This is a genomic window from Kitasatospora sp. NPDC056651, assembly GCF_042792155.1.
Taxonomy (GTDB): domain Bacteria; phylum Actinomycetota; class Actinomycetes; order Streptomycetales; family Streptomycetaceae; genus Kitasatospora.
In genome coordinates this window covers 1-1,657 of sequence record NZ_JBHTWX010000244.1, presented here as the reverse complement: position 1 = coordinate 1,657, position 1,657 = coordinate 1, and the positions used below count along the sequence as shown (strand labels likewise).

Below are 1,657 nucleotides of genomic sequence, written 5' to 3'. Positions count from 1 at the left end.
GAGGTTGTCGCACGACTGCCCCCGTCCGCGAGTCAAGAGCGCGATTTCGGAGTGCCAGCAAGGAGTTTGCTGAGGTTGTGGACGGTGCCGAGGAGCTTGATCTCGGTGTCGACGGCCCGGCGTCCGCGGTAGTTGAGGTGTCGGCCGAATCGCTGGAAAAGCTGAGCGAAGCCCGGCTCGACGAGAGCGCTGCGCTGGCGGTACTGGGCCCGGCCGGCCGGGGTCGCCAGGCGGTCGGCCATGGCCTGTTGGCCGGCGGGGGCGCTCTGGCGCTTGGCGGGGAATCCTGCCTGGTCAGCCTCGCTGGTGACCGAGACCAGCAGCGGCAGGTCGGCCAGTTCCTCAAAGGAGGCGGCGCTGGCGTATCCGCTGTCCGCGAGCCAGAGCAGGATGTCGCCCGCCAGACCGGCCGCGCGCTGGTTCTCCTGGGTCTTCCTGACCATCGGGATCAGTGCCGTGCGGTCCGACGGGTTGTCGTGCAGGTCGATGGCCAGCAGGATCTGGCGGCGTGCGCACACGATCTGCAAGTTGTATCCCTGCAGGTAGCCGCCATGTTTGCCCAGTTGCAGCCGTGAGTCCGGATCGCTCAGGCTGGCGACGGCGGCCAAGGACGGCACCGACTTGGGGCTGCGTGCCCGATCCAGATGAGCGAGTGCCTTCGCCAGCCGGGCCCGCTGCCGGACCAGGACCGTCTTGTTCTCCATAGGCACGGGCGGTCGGCCGTTGGCGGCCCGGCGCCCCGCTTCCCGGTCGGCCTCGGTCCGCGCTTGGTACTTCCTCAGTTTCTCCTGATGGGCCGCCGTCTCCGCGGCCAACCGCTTCTCCGCGCGGGCCACGATGCGTTCGGCGGCTTCAACCTTGATCCTTGTCTCGTTGGCGGACGGTAGGGCCCGCTGATAGAGCCGGTCCCGGGCCGTGCGGGCCCTGGCGAGCAGGTCACACAGGCGTGACAGCCTCGGCCAGTCATCACGCTGCGGCTCGTCGTCGGCGTCTGCAATGCCGCAGGTCTCGACGCGCCGGGCATGGTCACGCGCGTCGTCCATGAGCGCGCTGATCTCGTCCTCACACCGCGCGATGACGGTCTCCAGGCGCAGCAACTGCTTGTTGGAGTCACGGGACGCGTTCGCGTCCACTGGCGAGCCGTCCACCGCGACCGCCGACAGATCGACCAGCCCACGACTGCCGCACAGGGCCAGCACCTGCGCGAACAGCTGGGTCAGCGCGCCGCGGTGACGCTGGACGAACCGCGCGACGGTGGAATGGTCCACGGCGCGGTTCGCGGTGATAATCCGGCAGCCCAGATCGTCCCAGCAGGCCCGCTCGATGCCACGCGAGGAGCGTATGCCCTTGCTATAGCAGTAGAAGATCAGCGCCACCAAGGCGGCCGGCGGGTAGGCGCCACCGCCCTGCCCGTCGGCACGGTAGCCGTCCTCGAAGGCCGAGAGATCGAGCCCCTCGACCACCTCAAGCACTCTCCAACATAAGTGCCCTGGCGGCAGCCACTCCCGGGCACTCTTCGGCATCTCAAGATCACGTTCGCGGTCGCACAGCAGGAAGTTCCGCCCCACCGACCCAGACTCCAGCATCCCTGCAATCACTGAAACCGAACATCGAATCGCTCTTGACTCCCGGACGGGGGCAGTCGTGCGACAGCCTC

Annotated in this window: 1 protein-coding gene; it reads right to left on the bottom strand. The window is 68.3% G+C overall.

Features of this window, described 5'->3' with window-relative positions:
* Positions 1-32 precede the first annotated feature (32 nt).
* Entirely contained in the window at positions 33-1,463 is a 1,431-nt protein-coding gene (locus ACFRAR_RS38750) for a transposase (RefSeq protein WP_380705149.1), read from the bottom strand.
* Positions 1,464-1,657 lie beyond the last annotated feature (194 nt).